This is a genomic window from Pseudomonas sp. B21-053 (assembly GCF_026016365.1).
In the GTDB taxonomy this organism is placed as follows: Bacteria; Pseudomonadota; Gammaproteobacteria; order Pseudomonadales; family Pseudomonadaceae; genus Aquipseudomonas; species Aquipseudomonas nunensis.
Genome location: NZ_CP087205.1, coordinates 4,124,658 through 4,142,764, shown reverse-complemented (window position 1 = coordinate 4,142,764; position 18,107 = coordinate 4,124,658). Strand labels below are relative to the sequence as shown.

The 18,107-nt window shown below is 60.3% G+C and carries 22 protein-coding genes; 13 read left to right on the top strand and 9 right to left on the bottom strand.

Annotated elements, in window-relative coordinates:
• The first annotated feature begins 159 nt into the window (after positions 1-159).
• The 3 genes from LOY68_RS18425 to LOY68_RS18415 all read left to right on the top strand — a co-directional run bounded on the left by LOY68_RS18425 (position 160) and on the right by LOY68_RS18415 (position 1,394).
• Positions 160-858, top strand: a complete 699-nt coding sequence (locus tag LOY68_RS18425) for an AzlC family ABC transporter permease (RefSeq protein WP_054053503.1) — start codon at positions 160-162, stop codon at positions 856-858.
• A complete protein-coding gene (locus tag LOY68_RS18420) occupies positions 858-1,169 on the top strand; it encodes an AzlD domain-containing protein (RefSeq protein ID WP_162830874.1) in 312 nt (103 codons plus the stop codon). Before LOY68_RS18425 ends, LOY68_RS18420 begins: the two co-directional genes overlap by 1 nt.
• A 66-nt stretch (positions 1,170-1,235) precedes the next feature.
• Complete coding sequence (locus tag LOY68_RS18415; protein ID WP_177332744.1) at positions 1,236-1,394, top strand: hypothetical protein; 159 nt, start codon at positions 1,236-1,238, stop codon at positions 1,392-1,394.
• Between the two features lie 82 nt (positions 1,395-1,476).
• Here the strand turns inward: LOY68_RS18415 and LOY68_RS18410 are convergent, their stop codons facing one another.
• The 6 genes from LOY68_RS18410 to LOY68_RS18385 form a co-directional block, all read right to left on the bottom strand.
• Positions 1,477-1,704 (bottom strand): hypothetical protein, encoded by a 228-nt coding sequence (locus tag LOY68_RS18410; protein ID WP_265038956.1) that lies wholly within the window; start codon positions 1,702-1,704, stop codon positions 1,477-1,479.
• A gap of 194 nt (positions 1,705-1,898) precedes the next feature.
• Positions 1,899-2,171 carry a hypothetical protein gene (locus LOY68_RS18405; protein ID WP_054053511.1) on the bottom strand — a complete coding sequence of 91 codons (273 nt, stop codon included), beginning with the start codon at positions 2,169-2,171 and terminating at the stop codon, positions 1,899-1,901.
• A 276-nt stretch (positions 2,172-2,447) separates the two neighbouring features.
• Positions 2,448-3,128, bottom strand: coding sequence for an SOS response-associated peptidase family protein (locus LOY68_RS18400; RefSeq protein ID WP_265038953.1), 681 nt, complete (start codon positions 3,126-3,128; stop codon positions 2,448-2,450).
• Between the two features lie 29 nt (positions 3,129-3,157).
• Positions 3,158-3,871 (bottom strand): ABC transporter ATP-binding protein, encoded by a 714-nt coding sequence (locus LOY68_RS18395; RefSeq protein WP_265038951.1) that lies wholly within the window; start codon positions 3,869-3,871, stop codon positions 3,158-3,160.
• A gap of 3 nt (positions 3,872-3,874) precedes the next feature.
• On the bottom strand, positions 3,875-4,711 hold the full coding sequence (locus LOY68_RS18390; RefSeq protein ID WP_265038950.1) for an ABC transporter permease: 837 nt from the start codon (positions 4,709-4,711) through the stop codon (positions 3,875-3,877).
• 126 nt (positions 4,712-4,837) lie between these two features.
• A complete protein-coding gene (locus LOY68_RS18385; protein WP_265038949.1) occupies positions 4,838-5,824 on the bottom strand; it encodes an aliphatic sulfonate ABC transporter substrate-binding protein in 987 nt (328 codons plus the stop codon).
• A gap of 299 nt (positions 5,825-6,123) precedes the next feature.
• Here LOY68_RS18385 and LOY68_RS18380 point away from each other — a divergent pair, with 299 nt between their 5' ends.
• Entirely contained in the window at positions 6,124-7,071 is a 948-nt protein-coding gene (locus LOY68_RS18380) for an ABC transporter substrate-binding protein (RefSeq protein WP_163914452.1), read from the top strand.
• Here LOY68_RS18380 and LOY68_RS18375 read toward each other — a convergent pair.
• A complete protein-coding gene (locus LOY68_RS18375; protein WP_265038947.1) occupies positions 7,045-7,947 on the bottom strand; it encodes a LysR family transcriptional regulator in 903 nt (300 codons plus the stop codon). The genes LOY68_RS18380 and LOY68_RS18375 overlap by 27 nt on opposite strands.
• 131 nt (positions 7,948-8,078) lie before the next feature.
• Between LOY68_RS18375 and LOY68_RS18370 the strand changes: the two genes are divergently transcribed.
• The 5 genes from LOY68_RS18370 (at position 8,079) to LOY68_RS18350 (ending at position 12,442) form a co-directional block, all read left to right on the top strand.
• Positions 8,079-9,371 (top strand): CitMHS family transporter, encoded by a 1,293-nt coding sequence (locus LOY68_RS18370; protein ID WP_123409572.1) that lies wholly within the window; start codon positions 8,079-8,081, stop codon positions 9,369-9,371.
• A complete protein-coding gene (locus LOY68_RS18365) occupies positions 9,371-10,735 on the top strand; it encodes an acyclic terpene utilization AtuA family protein (RefSeq protein WP_265038944.1) in 1,365 nt (454 codons plus the stop codon). The genes LOY68_RS18370 and LOY68_RS18365 overlap by 1 nt, the downstream gene beginning before the upstream one ends.
• Positions 10,732-11,040, top strand: coding sequence for a hypothetical protein (locus LOY68_RS18360; RefSeq protein WP_265038942.1), 309 nt, complete (start codon positions 10,732-10,734; stop codon positions 11,038-11,040). Before LOY68_RS18365 ends, LOY68_RS18360 begins: the two co-directional genes overlap by 4 nt.
• A 148-nt stretch (positions 11,041-11,188) precedes the next feature.
• Positions 11,189-12,088 carry a polysaccharide deacetylase family protein gene (locus tag LOY68_RS18355; protein ID WP_265038941.1) on the top strand — a complete coding sequence of 300 codons (900 nt, stop codon included), beginning with the start codon at positions 11,189-11,191 and terminating at the stop codon, positions 12,086-12,088.
• Between the two features lie 111 nt (positions 12,089-12,199).
• Entirely contained in the window at positions 12,200-12,442 is a 243-nt protein-coding gene (locus tag LOY68_RS18350) for a DUF1652 domain-containing protein (RefSeq protein WP_054053533.1), read from the top strand.
• A gap of 192 nt (positions 12,443-12,634) precedes the next feature.
• On the opposite strand, the gene LOY68_RS18345 is transcribed toward LOY68_RS18350, so the two are convergent.
• Both LOY68_RS18345 and LOY68_RS18340 read right to left on the bottom strand, forming a co-directional pair.
• Positions 12,635-13,093 carry an REP-associated tyrosine transposase gene (locus LOY68_RS18345; RefSeq protein ID WP_163914464.1) on the bottom strand — a complete coding sequence of 153 codons (459 nt, stop codon included), beginning with the start codon at positions 13,091-13,093 and terminating at the stop codon, positions 12,635-12,637.
• Between the two features lie 281 nt (positions 13,094-13,374).
• The gene (locus LOY68_RS18340) at positions 13,375-14,259 is read right to left on the bottom strand and encodes a LysR family transcriptional regulator (RefSeq protein ID WP_265038937.1); all 885 of its coding nucleotides are present in this window, start codon (positions 14,257-14,259) and stop codon (positions 13,375-13,377) included.
• Positions 14,260-14,386: 127 nt separating this feature from the next.
• Here LOY68_RS18340 and LOY68_RS18335 point away from each other — a divergent pair, with 127 nt between their 5' ends.
• From LOY68_RS18335 to LOY68_RS18320, 4 genes are all read left to right on the top strand, one after another.
• A complete protein-coding gene (locus tag LOY68_RS18335) occupies positions 14,387-15,535 on the top strand; it encodes a muconate cycloisomerase family protein (RefSeq protein WP_265038936.1) in 1,149 nt (382 codons plus the stop codon).
• Between the two features lie 10 nt (positions 15,536-15,545).
• Positions 15,546-15,836, top strand: a complete 291-nt coding sequence (gene catC, locus LOY68_RS18330; RefSeq protein ID WP_265038934.1) for a muconolactone Delta-isomerase — start codon at positions 15,546-15,548, stop codon at positions 15,834-15,836.
• A 51-nt stretch (positions 15,837-15,887) separates the two neighbouring features.
• Complete coding sequence (gene catA, locus LOY68_RS18325; protein WP_265038932.1) at positions 15,888-16,817, top strand: catechol 1,2-dioxygenase; 930 nt, start codon at positions 15,888-15,890, stop codon at positions 16,815-16,817.
• A gap of 129 nt (positions 16,818-16,946) precedes the next feature.
• Positions 16,947-17,906, top strand: a complete 960-nt coding sequence (locus tag LOY68_RS18320; protein WP_320110079.1) for an AraC family transcriptional regulator — start codon at positions 16,947-16,949, stop codon at positions 17,904-17,906.
• The last annotated feature ends 201 nt before the right edge of the window (positions 17,907-18,107 follow it).

Here is an 18,107-nt window from a genome sequence, read left to right as displayed (position 1 = left end):
AAGTGCATGGCCATCATGTTGATACTATCGTCGCGAATCAAGCGGGCAGCCGATGAAAGGCAGCGCCACAAAGGTTTGCGCGAAGTGCGCAAGATTGTTCAAGCCTTCGCCGGCATCTGCTGGCACAGTCGGTGGTCTTTCCACGGGTTGTAGAGTGTTATGTCGAATTCACACATGCCGCGCAGCGCTTTCCTGCGCGGCGCGGCGGCGATCATGCCGCTGTCCCTGGCCACCGCGCCGTGGGGGTTGTTGGCCGGCTCCATGGCCATCGAGGCCAACCTCACGCCGCTGCAAGGTCAGGGCCTGTCGAGCATCGTGTTTGCCGGCGCCGCACAATTAGTGGCGATCGGCATGCTCAAGGGCGGGGCCGGGATCTTTTCGATTCTGCTGACCACGTTGCTGCTGACGTCCCAGCATTTGCTCTACGGGATGAGCATGCGTTCGGTGATTTCGCCGTTGCCGGGGCGCTGGCGGGTGGGGCTGGGCTTTTTGCTCACCGATGAGCTGTTCGCCCTGACCAGCCAGCATGACAAACAGCAGTTCAACCGCTGGTACGCCTTGGGCGTGGGGCTAACGTTCTATATCGCCTGGAACCTGTTCACCCTGGCCGGCATTGTGTTGGGCAGCAGTATTCCGGGCCTTGAACACCTGGGCCTGGACTTCTCCATCGCGGCGACGTTCATCGCCCTGATCACCCCGGTGGTGCGCAATGTGCCGACGGTGGTCTGCGTGGCAGTGTCGCTGTTCTGTTCGGTGCTGTTCAGCTATTGGCAATGGGGCTCGGCCCTGGTGCTGTCGGGGCTGGCGGGCATGACTGCCGGGTTTATCTGCAACAAGCTGTATCTGGAGCGCACATGATTGTTTGGGCAGTGATTATCGGCATGGGCGTGTTGGTGTTCTTGAACCGCTACGTGTTCCTCGAACCACGACTGCCGGTGCGCCTGAGCAGCAATGCGCGGCAGTTTCTCGGGTTTGCCGTGCCGGGCATGTTGACGGCGATCTGCGGGCCAATCGTGTTTATGCCGGACAAGCAGCTGAACCTGCAGTGGGACAATCCGTACCTGATCAGTTCGCTGGTGGCCGTGGGGCTGGTGCTCTACACCCGCAACACGCTGCTCAGCATGTTGTTGAGCATGGGCTTCTTCTTTTTGCTGCGCTGGTGGCTTTGAGCCGGGCGAGGGGAAATGTTCTACGCTTAAAGTTGATATCTGATCCCTTCAGGAAGAGAGGTGGACATGGCAACTGAACCCAAGCAGCCGGACCTGGATGAAGACACGGACGAGCCGAGCGAAGAAGAGATCCAGCGGCAAAGGCGCTCGACGCCGGACTGGAAACATCCGGACGACGGCAAGGAACTGTCCGACCGTGACATAGAGATACCGCTGAGACCCTAAGATCAAAAGATCGCAGCCTTCGGCAGCTCCTACATTCGATTCCTGTAGGAGCTGCCGAAGGCTGCGATCTTTTGCGGCAGAATCATATCGCCTCATTCCACCGAATGTGCGTAATTCCCAATTCTTGAGCCTTGTCGCGCGCCATTTCGAGACTCGCGTGTGGCGCAATCTTTTGTCCGGATTCGGGATAGGCATGCGCCGAGGCCGACTGGATGGCTTCCACATCGGAAAACCCCACCGCCAATTTGAAAAAGTGTTGTCGCACACCATCGAGCAGGTAATACACGGCATAAGGGACAAGTTCGCTCATATAATTCCATTTGGAGCCAGCCATTACTTCGGCTTAGTCGTTGAGCGGGGAATTCAGAGAGATCTGCGGTACCAGTGTCATGCAGAAATAGGGTCGCCTGAAAAAACAAGAGGCCAATCCGGCCTCGTTCTTCAGAGTGTTCACAAGGCCGGTTCGTTCAGTTCTTGCGCTGACGTGACCTGTGGAGCGTTATTTCAAGCGTCTTCCAACTGTGGGAAGTCGGGGTGGGCCGCCCGATAACCGAGCGTCTTGTCGATCCAGGCGTTGAGCTCATTGACCATCACCGGCGGCTTGCCCGGATAGCTTTGCAGCGTGGAGCGCAGAAGGCTGCCGATATCCGCGACGGAGCGCAGGTTTCGAGTCTTGATGTAATTGCCGATAAAGCAGTCGAGTTGCAAGTGTTCTGTCATCGAAAGATAGACACACGCCGGCTCACCGACTTGTTTGAGTGCAAAATCGTCGCGCAACTTATTTCTCTGCAAGGTGTGTAAAAGTTGTAGGGATTTCCTTGGGTTGTTGACTCTTTGGTCAACTGGGCATGCTTATGGAAATGCGGCGCGCATGCTATCTGTAGTCCTGTTAAATGTATGTATGACGGTTGAAATGTCAGACCAATGGTTGTGCGTCAAACAGCCGCATATATATAAGTGTCTCGCGCATGAAACACTGAATGTAACGTTTGAGTGTCCTGTTTATATAGGCAAGTTTTTTGTAAGGGTACTTTTGCCAATGCCGGCTTAACTTCAAGGCATTTCATCAATAAGGGCAGGGCTTTGGTTTCGGACATTGCCCACCGCTTTGCCAACCCGGTACCACTGGAACCTTTCGCTGGTTTCACCTTGCATCAGCAGCATGTCTTCGGCGCGTTCCCTAGGTGTGGCCGGGTCGAGCCATTCCCGCGCGAGTTCGGCCGACAACACCACCGGCCGCCGGTCGTGAATGTCGAGCAGTCCGCCGGCGCTGTCGGCGGTGATGATCACAAAGCCGTCATCTGCTCCGGGCTCAGTATCGCCGGCAGGAAACTGACCAATCGCCGCACAGAAAATCGGCGTCCCGTCGCGATGACGGATTAGCCAGGGCTGGCGCTTGGAATCCCCTTCATCGACCCATTCGAACCAGTTGTCGACCGGACAAATCGCCCGGTGCGGCCAGATCGAGCGGAAGAACGGCCCGTGCGCAACTTTCTCGACCCGGGCATTAATCGGCGCCGCGCGGTCCTTCGCCCAGTGCGGCCGCCAGCCCCAGCGCACGTTGTCAGCGTGCAGGCCGTCGCTTTCCTGATGGAACAGCGCCAATTGCGTGGTCGGCGCGGCGTTATAGCGGGCCAGCGGTTGATCGTCGACGTGGTTGATCAACGCGTCGGGGATGCTCAACACCGCCACGAAATCGTGAATGCCCCGGTACTGCGACAGGCGTCCGCACATCAGCGAAATCTCCCATGGGAGATTTCAGCTTAGATGACATGCGCCAGTTGCAACTCGGTCAACGACAACGCCTTGAGCCGCGCCAGCAACGGATCGCGCCGATCTCGCGGATGGGCAAGTTCTACCGCCAGTTCCTGACGAATGCGGCTCGGCCGATGGTCCATCACCAACACCCGGTCGCTCAGGTACAGCGCTTCATCGACATCGTGGGTCACCAGCAGCAGGGCAATCGCGTGACGCTCGGCCAGTTGCAACAGCAAGTCCTGGAGTTTCATTCGAGTGAAGGCATCCACGGCGCTGAAGGGTTCGTCGAGCAACAGTACCTGCGGCCGCGAATACAGGCCGCGAGCGATGGCCACCCGTTGCGCCATGCCGCCGGACAAGGCTTTGGGCAAGGCCTGGGCAAAACCGCCGAGGCCGACTTCTTCGATCAACTGCGCCACCCAGGCTTTGTCGTAGTGGTTGTCGGCGCTGAAACCGATGTTTTGCTCCACCGTCAGCCACGGCATCAAGCGCGGTTCTTGAAACACGAATGCGACTTCACCGGCGTTGTTTTTCAGTTCGCCCTGAAAGTCCTTTTCCAGCCCGGCAACGATCCGCAGCAAGGTGCTTTTGCCGCAACCGCTGGGGCCCAGCAGGCTGACGGTTTCCCGAGGTTTGAGTTGCAGATGGATATTGTTGAGCACGGTGGTGGCGGCGAAGGTTTTGCGCTCCACTCGGATGTCCAGCAAGTGTTCGGTCATGCCTCAATCCTCTGCGCTTTGGCCGTTGAAGGTGTCGCGCCAGGCCAGGAAGCGTTTTTCCAGGCTGGCGAGAATTCCGTCGCTGAGTTTGCCCAGCACCGCCAATACGATAATCGCCGCGAGCACGATGTCCGGGCGTGAAGTTTCGCGACCGTCGCTGAGCAGATAGCCGAGGCCTTTGGTCGCGGCGATCAGTTCGGCAGCCACCAGAAACATCCAGGCCAGGCTCATGCCGCTGCGCAAACCGGTGAACAGGCCGGGCAGGGCGGCGGGCAGCAAAATACGGCGTACCAACCGGGCGCGACTGAAACCGTACATCTGCCCGACCTCCACCAGTTTGCGGTCGATGTCGCGGATCGCCGCGACGCCGTTGAGGTACACCGGGAAGAAGGCGCCGATGGCGATCAGGACGATTTTCGACGTCTCGTCGATGCCCAGCCACAGCAGCAACAGCGGCACCCAGGCCAGGCTCGGAATTGAACGCAGGCCGGCGAACGTCGGTTCCAGATAGGCCTCGGCTTCGCGGCTCAAACCGACCCACGCGGCAAACACCAAGGCCAGGCTGGCGCCGATGGCGAAGCCCAGCAACACCCGCAACAGACTGGCGCTGATGTGTTTCCACAGCGCGCCTTCGGCCAGATCGCCGAGGGTCATCGCCACTTCGCTGGGCGCAGGCATCTGGTAGGACGGCAGCCAGCCGATGCGTACGACAAATTCCAGAATGAGGATGATCAGCACCGGCAGGGCCAGGCCTTTGAGACGCAGTTGCCAAGCGTGGCTGAGGCGGCGGGGGGCGGGCAATGCCACGGGTGTGTGGAGGGTTTTGCTCTTACTGGTCATCGGTTTCTCCGAAAAATCGCAGCCCCCTGTAGGAGCGAGGCTTGCCCGCGAAGGGGCCTTTGAAAGCGCCAACATCTTCGCGGGCAAGCCTCGCTCCTACAAAAGGGAGGGCGGCGATCTTTTGCTTTATTGACGGGCCACGGCTTCTTTGAAACCGGTGTCGATCAACTGATCGATGACTTGGTCGACGTTAACCCCTTTGCGAACCAATTCCTCGGACACCAGAATCGGCGCCGCAGCCTTGGGAGCGACTACGTCCTTGGCCGTCAATTGCGGGCTGCTCAGGTCAGTACGCGACAGTTGCAGCTTGGCCACTTCCAGCGGCAAACCTGATTCGCTGGCGAGCAACTTCGCCAGTTCTTCCGGGTTTTTCACCGCCCATTCCCGCGCCTGTTCATAGGCGTTGAGCACGGTTTCGATGGTTTTCGGGTGTTCCTTGGCGTAGCTGTCGGTGACGCTGACCACGCCGTAGCTGTTGAAATTAGTGTTGCGATACAGCAAGCGCGATCCGGCCTGAACCTGGCTCGCGGCCATGTGCGGATCGAGTCCGGCCCAGGCGTCGACGTCACCTTTCTCCAAAGCGGTGCGACCGTCCGGGTGTTGCAAGTGCACCAGTTCCACGTCGTCCTTGTTCAGGCCGGCCTGTTGCAGGCTGCGCAAGGTGAACAGGTACGGATCGGTGCCTTTGGTAGCGGCGATTTTCTTGCCTTTCAGATCGGCGACAGTCTTGTAGGGCGAATCCTTGCGTACCACCAGCGCGGTCCATTCGGCGCGGCTGTAAACGTACACTGACTTGATCGGGCTGCCATTCGCCCGGCTCAACACCGCCGCGAGGCTGGCGGAAGAGGCGAAATCGACGCCGCCGCTGTTGAGGTATTCCAACGAGCGGTTGCTGCCTTGGCTCAACACCCAGCCGACCTTGGTCTGGGGCAGGGCTTTTTCCAGGAAACCAAAGTGCTTGAGCACCAGGCTGACGGGCGAGTAATAGGCGTAATCCAGATGCACTTCGGCCGGGGCGGTTTCGGCGGCCTGGGCCAACGGTTGCAGGCTCAGGGCGATGGCGACGGCGCTGATCAGGTGCCTGGCTTTGGCAAAACGGAAGAGGCGATTCATGGGGGTGAAACTCCGGCAAGGCAACGGGATTCTTATGTCCTGATGATTGGTAATAACGGATGCATCCTGCATAAAAGGAATATTGCAGGCTCTGTGCCATGTTCTCGGTTTCATCGGTTTTCGGGGCGCTGGCGGGGGGCAAGTTGGCAAAGCGATGTCTCTAGCAGAACAGTCTGTTGCGGCGCTGTTGCTGGGCCAACACTGTTGCTTGGCAGTCATGAGCTTATGCATAAATCGAATTTAAAAAGCTTGCGGTAAGAGCGTTATGGTCTATCGGAATAACACCCCCGGAGCCTCCGATGAACCCGTCACGATTCCTACGCAGCTTGCTGATCAGCGCGCTATTCGCCGCACCTTTTGCCTACGCCAGTGACCCCGTCGTCCTGCACGTCGGCGACCAGAACTACTACAACGTTCGCGCCTCGGTGGAGGCCTCGGGTGTATTGGAAGGGGCGCCGTACACTGTCGACTGGAAACACTTCCAGGCCGCCGCGCCATTGGCGGAAGCGCTGAACACTGGCGCACTGGACCTGGGCTTTCTCGGCGATTCAGGCTTTCTGTTCCTCGCCGCGAAACAGGCGCCGGTGAAGCTGATCGGCGTGTCGCGGCAGAACCCGGACACCATCGCGTTGCTGGTGCCCAAGGATTCTCCGGTCAAGACCATCGCCGACCTCAAGGGCAAGAAAGTTGCGTATTGGCCCGGCGCCTGGAGCCAGCAACTGACCTTGCGCGCGCTGGAGAAAGCCGACCTGCCGGAAGACTACGTGGACTTCATCAAACTGATGCCGATTGACGCGGCGGCAGCCTTGCCCCAAGGCAGCATCGACGCGTTCCCGGTGTGGGAACCGTACATCTCGCAACAGATTCTGTTCTCCGGCGCCCGGCCGATTCTCACCGCCAAAAGCCTGATGCCCGGCCTCAGCGCGATTGCTGCCTCGACACCGTCGATCGACAGCAAGCGCGAAGCCATCGCCGACTTCCTCGGGCGCCTGAAAAAGGCTCGGGCCTGGGTCGATAACCACACCGACGAATACGCCGATCTGTGGGCGAAGAAGGCCAACCTCGATCAGGACGTTTCGCGCCATTGGTTGCGTCAGGCCCACATGACTGTTGGGCCGGTGGATCAGCAAGCGGCGGCGGATTTGCAGAGCACGGCGGACTTCCTGTTCAAGGTCAAGGCACTGCCGGCAGCCTTCGCGACAGCGCCGATCATCGACAACTCATTCCAGAAGTCCTTCGCCGAGTAAACAGTCACCCTGCAGCATCTCGATAAAGCGCTGCGCTGCCGGCGCCATGGCCTGACCCGTGCGGGTGATCAGACCAATCTGGCGGGTGACGCCAGGATGATCCACGGGCACTTTGACCAGATCATCCCGGCCGTCATCGGCTGATTCGGGCAGCAGGCTCACGCCCAAGCCCTGGCGCACCAGTGCCAGTACCGTCGACATGTAATTGGCTTCCAGCCCCGGCGACAACGGCAACTGTGCGTCGGCGAACAGTTGCTCCACCAACTCCCGCACGCTGCTGTCGCGCCCGGTCAAGATGATCGGTTGATCCGTCAGTTCATCGAGTTTGACCGAGCGTCGTTCGGCCAAAGGGTGATCGACAGGGATAAACAGGCACAGCCGATCTTCCAGCACCGTCTGAAACTCCAGCCCATGGCTCATCCGCGCCCGCACGCCCAGCCCGAAGTCCACCTCGCCATCGCGCACCAGCGTGTCGATGCGTTGCGCTACGACGTCGCGCAACCGCACTTCGACCCCCGGAAACTGCTCGCGAAATTGCTTCAACAACGGCGGCAGGGCGGCGGCGCACAGCGATGGCAGGGCCGCGATGGTGACAACGCCCCGACGCAGCGACGCCAAGTCCCGCGAAGCGCTGACGATGTTGTCCAGGTCCAGCAGCAGCTTCTCCATGGGCAACAGCGCACTTTGCCCGGCACTGGTCAGCGCCACATGTCGCGGGCTGCGTTCCAACAGGGCGACGCCGAGCCAGTCTTCCAGTTGTTGAATCTGCACGGTCAGGGCCGACGGCGAGAGATTGAGCGCCACCGCCGCCCTCGAAAAACTGCCGGTTTGCGCTACGACCAAGAAGGCGCGGATGTGCTGGATCGAGTTCTTCATTTTGTTTTTCCGAATGCAGGCAGCCGAACATTTCAATTTACAAAGATTACCTGCAATTCCAATACTCAGTGAAAACAACAACAGCGCATTTCATCGCCGCCGCGAGCAGAAATGCCGAACAGGACCTGCCCATGCTTGCCACACTCGGTGTCATCACCATTCTCTGTTTGCTCGTCGCAGTGATGAGCAAACGCCTGTCGCCGCTGGTGGCGCTGATCGCCTTGCCGATCATTGCCGCGCTGCTCGGTGGTTTCGGCCTGCAAACCAGCGCCTTCATCATTACCGGCATCAAGAACGTCGCCCCGGTGGTCGGGATGTTTGTGTTCGCGATTCTGTTCTTCGGCGTGATGACCGACGCCGGAATGCTCGACCCGATCATTGACCGCATCCTCAAACGCGTCGGCACCCGTCCGACCCGCATTGTCATGGGCACCGCGCTGTTAGCGCTGCTGGTGCATCTGGACGGTTCGGGGGCGGTGACCTTTCTGGTGACCATCCCGGCGATGCTGCCGCTGTACACGCGACTCGGCATGGACAAACGCATTCTGGCTTGCGTTACCGCGATGGCGGCCGGGGTCAATTTCCTGCCGTGGACCGGTCCGGTGCTGCGTTCCTCGGCAGCGTTGCATGTACCGGTGGCCGACCTGTTTCAGCCGTTGATTCCAGTGCAGATTGTCGGCCTGATCTTCGTCTTCACTTGCGCCTGGTTCCTCGGTCGTCGCGAAGAAAAACGCCTGGGCCTGGGCGCTGGCGCAGTGGTGGACGTGATGCCGCAACGGGTCTTGACCGAGGCCGAAGTCGCCCTGCGCAAGCCGCGCTTGTTCTGGCTCAACCTGGTGCTGACGGTGGTGGTGATGGGCGTGATGATTGCCGGGGTTGTCGACCCGGTGGTGATGTTCATGCTCGGCACCGTGCTCGCCTTGTGCATCAACTACCCGAACGTCGATGCGCAACGCGCACGCATCGATGCGCATGCGAAAACCGCGCTGACCATGGCAAGTATTCTGCTGGCCGCCGGGGTGTTCACCGGGATCATGCAGGGCAGCGGCATGCTCAAGGCCATGGCCGAGGTCGCGGTGGCGCAGATTCCCGCCGGGCACGGCAAGCTGATTCCGATGGTGGTGGGCTTTATCTCGATGCCGTTGAGCCTGCTGTTCGATCCGGATTCCTTCTACTTCGGCATTATGCCGGTGGTGGCCGAAGTCGGCCGCGCCCTCGGTGTCGATCCGCTGCAAGTGGCCCAGGCCTCGCTGCTCGGCGTGCACACCACCGGGTTCCCGGTCAGCCCGTTGACCCCGGCGACTTTCCTCTTGGTGGGCCTGTGCAAGATTGAACTGGCGGATCACCAGCGTTTCACCATCCCGTTTCTGTTCGCGGCCTCGGTGCTGATGACCCTGACCGCGCTGCTCTTTGGAGTCTTCTGATGAAAACCTTACGCATCGGCTCCGGTGCCGGTTACTCCGGCGACCGCATTGAACCGGCGATCGAACTGGCCGAGCACGGCGATCTGGATTACCTGGTGTTCGAATGCCTGGCCGAGCGCACCATTGCCCTGGCGCAACAGGCGCGGTTGCTCGATCCGCAGGCCGGTTTCGACCCGCTGTTGGGCGAGCGCATTCGCCGGGTGCTGCCCTTTGTCGGGCGCGGTGTCGAGGGTCAGCGCCGGCGCTTGCGGGTGATCACCAACATGGGCGCGGCCAACCCGCTGGCGGCGGCGCAGGAAGTGCGGCGCATCGCCGGGGAATTGGGCTTGTCGGGCCTGAAAGTGGTCGCGCTGACCGGTGACGATGTACTGGCGACTCTGTTGGGTGATCCGTCGCAGATGCTGGATAACGGCAAGACTCTGGCGTCCCTGGGCGAGCGCCTGATTTCGGCCAATGCCTATTTGGGCGTGGACGGCATTATCGAGGCGTTGCGCGCCGATGCCGACGTGGTGATCACCGGTCGCGTGGCCGACCCTTCGCTGTTTTTAGCGCCGCAGATGTTCGAATTCGGCTGGACGGCGGACGATTGGTCGTTGCTGGGTCGCGGCACCTTGGTCGGGCATTTGCTCGAATGTGCCGGGCAGATCAGTGGCGGCTATTTTGCCGATCCGGGGTTCAAGGATGTGCCGGATCTGGCGCGCCTTGGGTTTCCTCTGGCTGAAGTGGATGCCACTGGCAGGGCGGTGATCAGCAAGGTCGCCGGGTCCGGCGGGCGCATCGATACCGCGACCTGCACCGAGCAGATGATCTACGAAGTGCATGACCCGGCGGCGTATCTCACGCCGGATGTCAGCGCTGATTTTTCTGGCGTGTCCTTTAGCGTACAAGGGCCGGACCGGGTGCTGGCGTCAGGCGCTGATGGGCGGGCGCGACCGCAGTCGCTGAAGGTTTCGGTGGGCTATCTCGATGGCTGGATTGGCGAGGGACAGATGTCCTATGGCGGCCCCGGCGCGCTGGCCCGGGGGCGACTGGCGCGAGAAGTGGTGCTGGAACGCTTGAAGCTGACTGGCGTGGTGTATGAAGACATCCGCGCCGAGCTGATCGGCGTCGATGCGTTACACGGCACAGAGCTGGGGTCGCGGACGGACAGCGAACCGTGGGAAGTGCGTCTGCGCGTCGCGGCCCGTTGTGCGGACCGCGCCGAGGCTGTGCGGATCGGCAATGAAGTCGAAACCCTCTACACCAACGGCCCTTATGGCGGCGGCGGGGCGAGCAAGTCGGTGCGTCAGGTGGTGGCGGTGGCTTCGCTGTTGTTGCCGCGTGACGCCGTCACGTTGCAGATTCACTCGGAGGACTTGGCATGAAACTGCGTGAACTGGCGCATTCCCGAACCGGGGACAAGGGCGATACCTCGAACATTTCGGTGATTGCTTTCCGGGCTGAAGACTTCCCACGGCTGTGTGCGTGGCTGACGGTGGAGCGGGTCAGCGCGCATTTCGCCGAACTGCTGGACCCGCAAGGTCCGCCGGTGCGCCGCTACGAATTGCCCAACGTCCACGCGCTGAATTTCGTGTTGCCCGGCATCTTGCGCGGTGGCGTCACCCGCTCCCTGGCTCTCGATGCCCACGGCAAGGCGCTGGGGGCTGCGTTGCTTGATCTGGAGCTTTGAAACACCTGACATAGCGGCACTTGAACCAAAACTGTGTACCCTGTTCCAACCTGAGCCCGCCGGCACCGGCGGGCCCATTGGAGGATCACCGGGCGAGGGGTTTTTGCCATTAACGTGACGACCGCAACGGTCTGGCCCAAGGCAAAACATGACGCAATTGTTCAAGGTTCTTTCGGCGCTCGTCCTGGCTATCGGATTGACGGGCTGCATCGCGTCGCCCATCGAACTGACGCCGCAGACACAACAACGTCTGCAAACCCAGGCGCCGATCCGTTTCCTGCTGACTTTCGATGATGGCCCCAGCGCATCGAGCTTCTGGAACCCGACCGACACCGTGCTCGATGGCCTCGCGCAAAATCCGCTGCAACCGAATATCAAAGCGGTGTTTTTCGTCCAGACCGGCGCGCCCCGGGCCGGAAACAGCGATATCGGTCGGCGAGTCATGCAGCGCGAGCATGCCGAAGGGCAGATCCTCGGCTTTCACACGGCCACGCATTTTCATACTAATCATCGCTGGTTGAGCCCTGAAGACCTGGAACAATCCCTGAGCAACGGCAGCGCCGCCATCGGCGCGATCACCGGCGCGCCACCGAGCCTGGTGCGTCCGCCGTTCTGGAATTACGACTCGCGCACCTTCGCCGCTTATCAACGCCACGGCATGCACGTGTTGTTGACCGACGTGAGCGCGAATGACGGCAAGATCTGGGGCTTCAACGCCAGCCCGCGGCGCCGGGCGAACATGCTGCGCCAGTTATCGGAAATTCGTGAGCGTATCGCCCAGGGTGAACTGCCCACGGTGGACGGGGTGATTCCGGTGGTCGTGACCTTCCACGACCTCAATCGCTACACGGCCCGGCATACCCGCGAATACCTGCAAATCCTGCTCGACAGCGCCAAGGCCACCGGCGTGAGCACTGCTCCGAAGCCGTTCTATGACGACCAAGAGCAACTGTTAAAAGCCGCCATGGCGCGCACCGTCACCGAAAGTGCAGAACCGGTGCAATTGCCGGGCATCTGGAACTGGCTGTGGGACGGCGATAGCCATTGAGGGTGCGCCTGAGTCAGAAACTAATAATTTTGGCGTTGGTGGTGCAGGGTCGCAAAAGCGAATCTATGCTGATCGGGATCTCAGTCGATCATTCGCCACGGAGGCCCCGTTATGGTTTCGATTCCAGAGCTTTGCCGCATCGTGACGTCCGGTTTTCAACCGCTGTCGTGCGACTGTTCGGTTAATCCGGACGGCACGCTACGGATCAAGGTCTTCGAACCGGCGACCGGGCGCATCGACCTGTTGCTCACCGGCGTTTCACCGGCGCAACTGACCACGGTGCGCGACATCTCCAATCTGATCGGCGAACTGCGCACCGAAATGCGCGCGGGGCGCCGGGCGTTTGCTGGCTAAAAGCACCACCGGCCCTGTAGGAGCTGCCGAAGGCTGCGATCTTTTGATCTTGTTTTTAAAAAGCCAGATCAAAAGATCGCAGCCTCGTTTCACTCGACAGCTCCTACGATGACCTCGTACGACACGAAATTCTCGGATGTAGACAACCCCCGCAGGAGCTGCCGAAGGCTGCGATCCTTTGATCTTGATGTTTCAAAGCCAAATGGCATCCCACAAAGGGTAATCACCAATCCGCTTTACCAACCCCGCACGCAATGGATTCAGGACGATGTACCGTGCCGCATCCTTGATATCTTCATCACGACGTAACGCTCGGTCGTAATACCCCGGTTGCCATATTCGGCCTTGGCCGCCGCGCACAAGATTGATTGAGCGACTGCTTCTGGATTTGATCCGGCACATCAGCTCGGCCAATGTGCCGTGATGCAACTCCACTAACCAATGCAGATGATCCGGCATTACGACCCAGGCCATCGACGTGACCCTCGAGGTTTGATCAGCAAGGCGCAGTTGATCGACCAGCCTGCGCCCTGACTGCCAATCGGCGAACACGGGTTGACGTTGCTCAGTAACAGCGGTCAGCAGGTAGATACGACCCGATTCAGAAACACGCGCCTTGCGCAGGTGATATCCATTTGCAGCGACAGGCATTCCTTTGCCCTCCTTGAGATGTGTTTGCAACTGAACGTTAGTCGATGCAATTTCTGGTGTTGGTCCAAGCGTTTTCGAGATATTTCAAGTGCGCCACACACGCCAATCAGATGTCGTACGCGGTCACCGTAGGAGCTGTCGAGTGAAACGAGGCTGCGATCTTTTGATTTTGTTTTTAAAAGACAGGTCAAAAGATCGCAGCCTCGTTTCACTCGACAGCTCCTACGTTGGATATGGATATGGATATGGATATGGATATGGATTTGGGGTTGGGTTCAGGTTCAGGCGTGCGGCACCAGCTCATCAATCATCTGCAAACAATGGCTCAATCCCGGTGATACATCGCCCACCCGTCGGCTGAGGATGATCGGTGAGGTGGCGTTGTCTTCCAGCAATGGGGTGAAGCCGATGTCGTCGCGGTGCAGCAGTTGCACCGAGGCGGGAACCAGGGTGACGCCGATGCCGGCGCCGACCAGGCCGATCGCGGTTTGCAGTTCGTTGGTCCATTGCGCCACGTGGATGCTCACGCCATAGGATTCGAACAGGGCGATCACATGGTCGGCATAGCTCGGGCGCGGGTTGCCGGGGTAGAGCACGAAGGGTTCTTTCGCCAGCTCCCGCAGGCTGATCGGGCCGGCCAACAGCGGATGGCCGGCGGGCAGGGCGGCGACCAGGCGATCTTCGGTCAAAACGGTCTGGATAATCGCCGGGTCGTCGATACGGATCCGCCCGAAACCCACATCAATGCGCCCGGCCTTGAGCGCCTGGACCTGTTGCAGGGTGGTCATTTCCGACAGCCCCAGTTCCAGCTCCATACCCTCGGGGTTGCGCAATCGCCGAATCAGTTCCGGCAGCACGCCGTACAGTGTCGACGGCGCAAAACCGATGCCCAGCCAGGTCTTTTCACCGAGGCCGATCCGCCGCGTGTTGTCGCAGACCTTGCCCAGTTGCTCCAGCAGCGCGCTGGAATGCTCATGAAAAAACCGCCCGGCGTCGGTCAGTTTCAGCGGCCGCCCACGTTCCAGCAACAGCACCCCGAGTTCGTCTTCCAGTTGCTGGATCTGGCGACTCAATGGCGGCTGGGCGATGTGCAACAGCTCGGCGGCGCGGGTGAAGTTGAGGGTTTGGGCCAACACCTGAAAATAACGCAGGTGACGCAGTTCCATGGAGCCTCCGGGCACTGACAGGTTGGATACCTTTAAGGTATCAAGCCAGACCAATTCTATATTGGCCGCCACGGAAAAGCCGTATGAGAATCCGATTCAGAACTTTAAGAACCTGACGGGTATCGACATGCGTGCAACAGCCATTCAATCGATCGAGACGATCATCGTCGATCTGCCGACCATCCGCCCGCACAAACTGGCGATGCACACCATGCAGAACCAGACCCTGGTGATCATCCGAGTGCGCTGCGCCGACGGCATCGAAGGCATCGGCGAATCCACCACCATCGGTGGCCTGGCCTATGGCAATGAAAGCCCGGACAGCATCAAGACCAACATCGACCAACACTTCGCGCCGCTGCTGATCGGCGAGGACAGCGGCAACATCAACGCGGCGATGTTGCGCCTGGAACGCAGCATTCGGGGCAATACGTTTGCCAAATCCGGCATCGAAACCGCGTTGCTCGACGCCCAGGGCAAGCGCCTTGGCCTGCCGGTCAGCGAGTTGTTGGGCGGTCGGGTTCGTGATGCACTGCCGGTAGCCTGGACCCTGGCCAGCGGCGACACCGCGCAGGACATCGCCGAAGCGGAGAAAATGCTCGACCTGCGCCGCCACCGGATCTTCAAGCTGAAAATCGGTGCTGGCGAGGTCAATCGCGACCTGGCCCACGTCATCGCGATCAAGAAAGCCCTCGGTGACCGCGCCAGTGTGCGGGTCGATGTCAATCAGGCCTGGGACGAAGCGGTGGCACTTCGCGCCTGCCGGATCCTCGGCACCAATGGCATCGACCTGATCGAACAACCGATCTCGCGCAACAACCGCGCCGGCATGGCGCGCCTGAATGCGATCAGCCCGGCGCCGATCATGGCCGACGAGTCCATCGAATGCGTCGAAGACGCCTTCAACCTGGCCCGCGAAGGTGCTGCCTCAGTGTTCGCCCTGAAGATCGCCAAGAATGGCGGCCCACGCGCGGTGCTCAGAACCGCCGCGATTGCCGAAGCGGCGGGTATTGGCCTGTACGGCGGCACCATGCTCGAAGGCGGGATCGGCACGCTGGCCTCGGCCCACGCGTTTATCACCCTGAACAAACTGGCCTGGGACACCGAGCTGTTCGGTCCATTGCTGCTGACCGAAGACATTCTCAGCGAGCCGCTGATCTATCGCGATTTTGAGTTGCACGTACCGAACCCGCCGGGCCTGGGCCTGAGCCTGGATGAAGAGCGCCTGGCGTTCTTGCGCCGCGACAAGTCTTCCACTGCCGTTTATCAAGCCTGAGGAGAGCATCATGTTGTTCCACGTAAAAATGACCGTGAACCTGCCGCTCGACATCAACCCCGAACTCGCCACCCGGCTCAAGGCCGACGAGAAAGCCCTGGCCCAGCGCCTGCAAGAGCAGGGCAAATGGCGGCATCTGTGGCGCATCGCCGGGCACTACGCCAATTACAGCGTGTTCGATGTCGACAACGTTCAGGAACTGCACGACCTGCTGATGCAATTGCCGCTGTTTCCGTACATGGCCATCGAGATCGATGCGCTGTGCCGGCATCCGTCTTCGATTCGCGAGGATGACCGCTGAACCCGGCCCGTTCAGTTCGCTACGCTAATAACTACAAGATGAGGAACCACCATGAACGTCAAGATTTCCCACACTGCCAGCGCCCAGAAGTTTCTCGAAGAGGCCAGCGGTCTGCTCAACGAGGCCGGTGATCCAAGGGTCAAGTCGCTGGTTTACCGGATCCTGCGGGATTCGGTGAACATCATCGAAGACCTCGCCGTGACCCCGGAAGAATTCTGGAAAGCCGTGAATTACCTCAACGTGCTGGGTGCGCGTCAGGAGGCCGGTTTGTTGGTGGCCGGGCTCGGCCTGGAACATTACCTCGACCTGTTGATGGACGCCGAAGACGAGCAGGCCGGCAAGTCTGGCGGCACGCCACGCACCATCGAAGGGCCGCTGTATGTGGCCGGTGCGCCGCTGTCGGAAGGTGAGGCGCGACTCGATGACGGTGTCGATCCGGGTGTGACGTTGTTCATGCAAGGCCAGGTGTTGAATACCGCTGGCGAACCGTTGGCCGGCGCCGTGGTGGATGTCTGGCACGCCAATACCGGTGGCACCTATTCGTACTTCGATGCCACGCAATCCGAATTCAACCTGCGTCGCCGGATCGTTACCGATGCCGAGGGGCGTTATCGTTTGCGCAGCATTGTGCCGTCGGGCTACGGCTGCCCACCGGACGGTCCGACCCAGCAATTGCTCGATCAACTGGGTCGCCATGGTCAGCGGCCGGCGCATATCCATTTCTTTATCTCGGCGCCGGATCATCGTCACCTGACCACCCAGATCAACCTTGACGGCGACAAATACCTGCACGACGATTTCGCCTATGCCACCCGTGATGAGCTGATCGCCCACATCACCTTCAGCGACGATCCGCAGCGAGCGGCGACCCACGGTGTCAGCGGTCGGTTTGCCGAAATCGACTTCGACTTCACCTTGCAGTCGTCCGCGCAGCCGGAGGAACAACAGCGCCATGAGCGGGTGCGTGCACTGGAAGACTGACAAGTCCCCTGTGGGAGCGGGCTTGCTCGCGAAGGCGGAATCAGCTTCAACATCACCGTTGACTGATACTCCGCTTTCGCGAGCAAGCCCGCTCCCACACACATCAACAATAACAACGAGAGTGACCCGATGATGCACGCGCAACTGTTGAGTCAGCGCAGCAGAGTATTCGACCACGCCGACCCTTACGCGGTGTCGGGTTACGTCAATCAGCACGTCGGCAACCATTGCCTGCTGATGCCCCGTGCCGGCCAGCCGCTGGCCAGTCTCGATCACCGCAAATTCGCCAGCCTGGACTTGTGCCGCATCAGCTACGGCGCCAGCGTGCGGGTCACGTCCGGTGCGCTCGACAGCATTTATCACCTGCAAGTGCTGCTGCGCGGCCACTGCCTGTGGCGCGGGCATTGCCAGGAACACTACTTCGAACCCGGCGAGTTACTGCTGATCAACCCCGATGATCCGGTGGACCTGACGTACTCCGACGATTGCGAAAAATTCATCCTTAAAGTCCCGACCCGGTTGCTGGAGTCGGTATGCGATGAGCAGCGCTGGGGCTATTCGGGGCAGGGCGTGCGGTTTCTGCAGAACCGTTATCAGCTCGATCAACTGGAGGGCTTCGTCAACCTGCTGGCGATGATTTGCCAGGAGGCCGAGGCCACCGAGCAGATTCTTAAAGTGCAGGAGCATTACGCGCAGATCATCGTCAGCAAGATGCTCAGCCTGATGAAAACCAATGTGAGCCGGGTCAGCCTTGGCTCGCCGTCGGCCACCTTCGAGAGGATTGCCGACTTCATCGCGCGCAACCTCAAGCAAGACATCGACAGCGAAGCACTGGCGCGTCAGGCGCGGATGAGCGTGCGTTCGCTGTATGGCTTGTTCGAACGCAACGCCGGGGCCACGCCGAAAAACTACATCCGCCAGAAACGCCTGGAGCGCATCAACGCCTGCCTCAGCGACCCGACCTGCAACGTGCGCAACGTCACGGAAGTGGCGATGGATTACGGCTTCCTGCATCTGGGGCGGTTTTCCGACAGCTATCGCAAGCAGTTTGGCGAGTTGCCATCGGACACCCTCAAGCGCCGGCACTAGACTGAACACCGAATAACTGTGGCGAGGGAGCTTGCTCCCGCTCGGCTGCGCAGCAGTCGCAAATCCTGCCGGCGCGGTGTGTCTGACGAAATGCCCGGGGGCCGCTTCGCAGCCCAGCGGGAGCAAGCTCCCTCGCCACAGGTTCGGCGGCGCACTATCAACTGCACTAAACGGATAAAGGTCTGCACCCATCGGATATTC